At 47.9% G+C, this 4,969-nt stretch carries 7 protein-coding genes; 4 read left to right on the top strand and 3 right to left on the bottom strand.

Annotation, left to right across the window (positions count from 1 at the left end; genetic code table 11):
• Positions 1-441, bottom strand: a 441-nt coding sequence (locus tag L0156_23280) for a tetratricopeptide repeat protein (protein MCI0605920.1), incomplete at its 3' end; no start/stop codon positions are given.
• Positions 442-562: 121 nt separating this feature from the next.
• Between L0156_23280 and L0156_23275 the strand changes: the two genes are divergently transcribed.
• From L0156_23275 to L0156_23265, 3 genes are read left to right on the top strand one after another with little or no spacing between them, the layout of a single operon-like run.
• Positions 563-1,129 (top strand): hypothetical protein, encoded by a 567-nt coding sequence (locus L0156_23275; GenBank protein MCI0605919.1) that lies wholly within the window; start codon positions 563-565, stop codon positions 1,127-1,129.
• 23 nt (positions 1,130-1,152) lie between these two features.
• Positions 1,153-1,305: a hypothetical protein gene (locus L0156_23270; protein MCI0605918.1), complete on the top strand. Its 153-nt coding sequence runs from the start codon at positions 1,153-1,155 to the stop codon at positions 1,303-1,305.
• A 24-nt stretch (positions 1,306-1,329) separates the two neighbouring features.
• Positions 1,330-1,566 carry a tetratricopeptide repeat protein gene (locus tag L0156_23265; protein ID MCI0605917.1) on the top strand — a complete coding sequence of 79 codons (237 nt, stop codon included), beginning with the start codon at positions 1,330-1,332 and terminating at the stop codon, positions 1,564-1,566.
• A 23-nt stretch (positions 1,567-1,589) separates the two neighbouring features.
• Here the strand turns inward: L0156_23265 and L0156_23260 are convergent, their stop codons facing one another.
• A complete protein-coding gene (locus L0156_23260) occupies positions 1,590-1,748 on the bottom strand; it encodes a hypothetical protein (protein MCI0605916.1) in 159 nt (52 codons plus the stop codon).
• A 265-nt stretch (positions 1,749-2,013) separates the two neighbouring features.
• Between L0156_23260 and L0156_23255 the strand changes: the two genes are divergently transcribed.
• On the top strand, positions 2,014-4,593 hold the full coding sequence (locus L0156_23255) for a protein kinase (GenBank protein MCI0605915.1): 2,580 nt from the start codon (positions 2,014-2,016) through the stop codon (positions 4,591-4,593).
• Positions 4,594-4,652: 59 nt separating this feature from the next.
• Here the strand turns inward: L0156_23255 and L0156_23250 are convergent.
• Positions 4,653-4,969 (bottom strand): hypothetical protein (locus L0156_23250; GenBank protein MCI0605914.1); only part of this gene is annotated, 317 nt, incomplete at its 5' end.

Here is a 4,969-nt window from a genome sequence, read left to right as displayed (position 1 = left end):
TGCTGACAACGATTGCTTGTCTTTTGATTCTTGCGCAATCGCTAATGCTTGCTCTGACGACTGGAGAGCTTCCTGAAAACGGCTTTCCCGTTCATGAAGTTCGCTGATTCCAACCAGCGCCGAAACGATAGTAGATCGATCATTGATCTGCTCGCTTAACACTCTTCCCTGCTGAATGAGCTTCATGGCTTCCGCATATTCCCCGAGCTTCGTTCGTATCCGCCCAATACCAATCAAACTTTTTGCGGCAGCCGCATTGTCATCAGACTCTTCAGCACTTTTCAGACTCTTTTCGTATTTGGCAATCGCTTCGGAATACTTTCCGATTTTCTCCAGTTCGTCGCCCTGCTGATAAAGTTGCTGCCATAAAGCCGGAGTCTGCACATCATCTGCAACAGAACAAAGGGGTAAAAAGAGGAGAATCACTGTAAGAGGAATCATTCAACCACCTTCTCCAATGGTATCACCCGTACCGCGCATCCCGCATCTCGCATCCCGCAAATGTGGAATTTTGCTTTTTTAAACGTCTGTACAGAGTGGAGACAGTCTGTAAGGAGGACTTATGTCGGAGATCAAAACAACGGGCCATCAAAGCATCCATTCTATTCAATCAGCGCCGCCGGAGGGATCAGAAAAAAAACCAGAGATTGGAAAGGAATACAAACCGGCTGAATTTCGTCCGCTTTCAAATGAACAAAAGGAGTACATCAAACAAACAAGGAATGCGGAAAATAAAATGGCCGAATCAGCAATCATGGCAAAAACAGCTTCTTCTTACGGGGGCATTTTGGGCGGTGTAGCCAATGGATTAAAAGAAGTTAAAAAAAGCGACAAAGGTTTAGCTTCAGGGTTGGAATCTGACAACAAACAGGCCGGAATAGATTTTGTTAAGGCAGGGGGAACTCAAGAGACTACGAAGGAATTTGTTAAGGATCAAAAAGAATTCCTTCCAACTCAAACCGGGCCGATTGCTGAATACAACTCGTCAGAACCCGTGCTAAAGGCAGAGAAGTTTTTTCCGTCTATTCGATTTGAGTCCGCAACACCAATTCTAGATGGGGAGGCTGAGCGTGAGGAGGAGCCTGTTGCAGCAACAGAACCGCTAAAGACCAAGTCTGGGAACGAGTAATTGAAAATTCGGAGGAGAGTAAGATGGAAATCAGATGGAATGCTGGAATGACCCCAGCGAAGGTCGGCCAAGAAGTAACGACAACAGGGATCAGTTCGGTTGCGAATGGCGTGTCGCAGGCGACTCCAGCCGGAATTTCAGCGCTAAGGATACCTTTGAGAAGACAACGATTCTAGTGCAGGTTTCCGGACAGTCCATTCTTGGCGGTAGCGCTGACAAACCGCGGAGAAGTGCATCTCAATCAAGGAAAGATTGTGGAAGCGGCACTCGATTTTGAACAAGCGATCAAACTCGATACTGACAAAAAGCATCCAGTAGTAAACCGCGCTCGCTTGCTTGCGATTCTAACTCGCGAAGCTTTGAACTTTGCCAATACTGAAGCCATCGAACCTGTACAAGAGACTCGTCGCCGCATCATCAACCAGCTCACTGCCTGAATCTCAATTCGGAATATGGCGCCTTAATCAAAGAATACCGAAGGCGCTTCTATTCTTTTCGCTATGACTTTTCTTGCGACCTGGCGGTTCAATATGGAATCTTCTGCCAGGTAGACTTCCCCCATTCCGCCTGCTCCAAGTTTTTCTCGAATACTGAAATGCAAGATCGTTTGTCCGATCATGCTATTCATCACTAGCGACAATTCGCTTGAAATCGGTATCAACAGATACCGGGTGGTATACTGAAACTCAGGAAACCACGGTGCGTGCGGAGTCGACCGAAATAACGCATTTGCTAATGGCCTGGCGCAACGTAAATTGGCGGGAGAGCCCAGGTCACCTATTGCAAACTACAGCACTTGTTCATGAAGCTTATTTGCGCCTAGTGGAAGAGAATGATCGTTCGTTGCGGAATCCTTTACCACCAATTGAAATCGGAGGCTAATCATGACTCCGGAGCAATGGCATCAAATTGACAAGTTGCTAGAAGCCGCACTGGATCACAATCCTGAAGATTGGCCTTCATTCCTAAAACAAGCATGTGGCGGTGATGACCGCTTGCGCGAAGAATTGCATGCAATTCTACTGTCACTTCAAAAGCATGAGGGGTTCTTGGAAACGCCCCTAGCAAATGAAATTATCCAATTACTAATTAGGAAGCATCTCCCGCCGAAATCCATGGGGCCTTACCAAATTTTGGAACTGCTTGGCAGTGGTGGCATGGGGGATGTCTACTGCGCCATAGATACCCGGCTGGATCGCAAGGTTGCCATCAAGGTCTTGCAGCAACATTTAACAAGTGACCATGAGGCTCTGAAGCGTTTTGAGCGAGAGGCAAAAGCTATCGCTACACTCAACCATCCGAATATTCTGGCAATTTACGAGTTTGACACTACCAACGATATCTCGTTCTTAGTTACGGAATTACTGGAGGGGCAAACGTTGCGGATGCGGATGGCTCGCGAGCCAATCGAACTAGATAGGGCGTTGGAAATCGCAATTGCCATTGCAGAAGGACTTTCTGCAGCACATTCGAAACGTGTGATCCATCGAGATCTGAAACCGGAGAATATTTTTCTTACCAACGATGGTGGCATTAAGATTCTCGATTTTGGTTTGGCACGACTCACACGGATCGTATCAGAAGAAGGGAGGACACAAGAAGTCACTAGATCAGTAGAAACAGAGAGTGGAGTGATTCGAGGCACAGTTCCCTACATGTCCCCTGAGCAGGTGCGCGGAACTGATGTGGATGCACGCACGGACATCTTTTCGTTCGGCTGCGTGCTGTACGAAATGGTAACAGGCACTAACACTTTTCGTAGGAATACGAATCAAGAAACCATTGGAGCTATCCTTCACAAAGAGCCACCTCCAGTAAGCAATGAGGTTCCAAAGCCCCTGCGTGAGATCATCTCTCGTTGCTTGCGAAAAGAACCGGTTCAAAGGTTTACTTCGGTACAGGAATTGTTAGGTGCATTGAAAATGGTGGCGACGGTCGCCAAACCGGAAATAAAGCCTGACGCCCTACCACATCGAAGACTTTGGCCGCTTGCAGCAGTACTTATTTTGGTCGCCTTTGCTTTAGGAGTTCTATGGAAACAATGGAAAATACCCTCCGGAGGTTTGGATAAGATCGAATCGATCGCGGTGTTACCGCTACAAAATCTTTCCGGGGACTCCAACCAGCAATATCTTGTGGACGGAATGACGGAAGAATTGATTGCTGAGCTCTCCAAAATCAGCGCATTAAAAGTGATCTCGCGTACCTCTTCGATGCAATATAAAGACGCAAAAAAGCCGCTTCCGGAAATTGCAAAGAAGTTAGACGTCGATGCTCTTGTAGAGGGCTCAGTGCTTCGCGAAGGGGATCAGGTTCGAATTACGGTGCAGTTGATTCATGGACCCTCTGACCGCCATCTCTGGGCTCGAAGTTATCAGCGGCAAATGCAAGGGGTGCTGGCACTTCATAGCGAGGTGGCTCAGGCGATTGTGCAGGAGATTCAAGCAAAGCTCACACCTCAAGAACAGAAACGGTTGTCCGATAAACGCTCGGTAAATCCGGCCGCTCACGAAGCATATTTGAAAGCGCTGTATTATTATCGGAAATCTTATACTGTAGAGGAATTTCAGAAAGCTTCTCAACTTCTCCAGCAGGCCGCAACGCTGGATCCTCAAGACCCCTTAGTTCAAGCGGCGCTTGGTAATGCTTACTTGGATTCAGGCCTAGCGGCGTTACTTACGCCGTCAGAAGCCTATAGTAAGGCGAACGAAGCTGCACTTCGGGCTGTGCAACTGGATGATACTCTGGCGGAAGCACATGAGATTCTCGGTAGAGTGCATCACTACTACACTTGGAACCAGACTGCCGCTGGAGAGGAATACCGTCGAGCGATCGAGTTGCAGCCCAATGATGCAGGCATTCGCGGGGCCTATGCTTGGTACCTTGGTCGTACCGGCCGACAAGAGCTTGCCCTTGCAGAGGCTAAGAAAGCAAAAGAACTGGACCCACTCAGTATGTGGCGGATTATTGATCTCGGAATGGTATACCGCTTCTCCCGCCGGTATGAGGAAGCGCTCGCGCAATTTAAGAGGGTATCCGAACTGCAACCTAATCTAACGCAGGCAGGGTATCAAATGGCGAGGGTCTATATAGAAACAGGTCAGTACGAAGCTGCCATTAACGAAATCAAGGGACTTCAGCTGTTGGATCCCGCCGATCCCATGTTTACACCTTTGTTGGGATTGGCATATGGACTTTCAGGAAAGAAAGCAGAGGCAAGCAAAATCCTTGAAAATCTCCAGGAGAAACGGAAGCGGGAGTACGTTCGTCCTTACATGCTCGCGGAATTGTACGTTGGGCTAGGAGAGAGGAATCGCGCACTCGAATGGCTGGAGAAAGCTTGTGAGGAACGGGATGACTGGATTGTTTTCTTACATGTGGATCCAAACATGGATCTCTTGCGATCCAAGCCCCGTTTCCAAGCAATACTGAAGCGCGTTGGACTTCCTACAAACGCAAATTAATTCGAAAGCTTCAATTTGAATTTTGGAATGGGCAGCGAAATTAGGGTATTGCGAGAATTTTATTGTGAAGAACCTGGCGCTTTCCAGTTTACGATTACATAAAGATTCGCCAGAGTGGGCTGCGTGACGATCGTATTGATCAGAAATTTCGATCCATCATGCGAGACATCATACTGAGCATCACCTCCCCAGGCTCCAAGCGTAATCGGAAGGGTACCGGTTTTAAACAAAGGAACAGGAAGAGCTGCGTTGAAATTTGGTTGCGTTGTGATAGGAACGGCCATCATCGTACCATCTGCTGTCAGGTAGAATAACTCTTTCCCATCACGTCTCCATTTTGGTTCGCTTCCACCGTCAGACGAAATTTGCCACTTGC

The sequence above is a fragment of the bacterium genome, assembly GCA_022616075.1.
Taxonomy (GTDB): domain Bacteria; phylum Acidobacteriota; class HRBIN11; order JAKEFK01; family JAKEFK01; genus JAKEFK01.
This window is presented reverse-complemented; position numbering and strand designations above follow the sequence as displayed.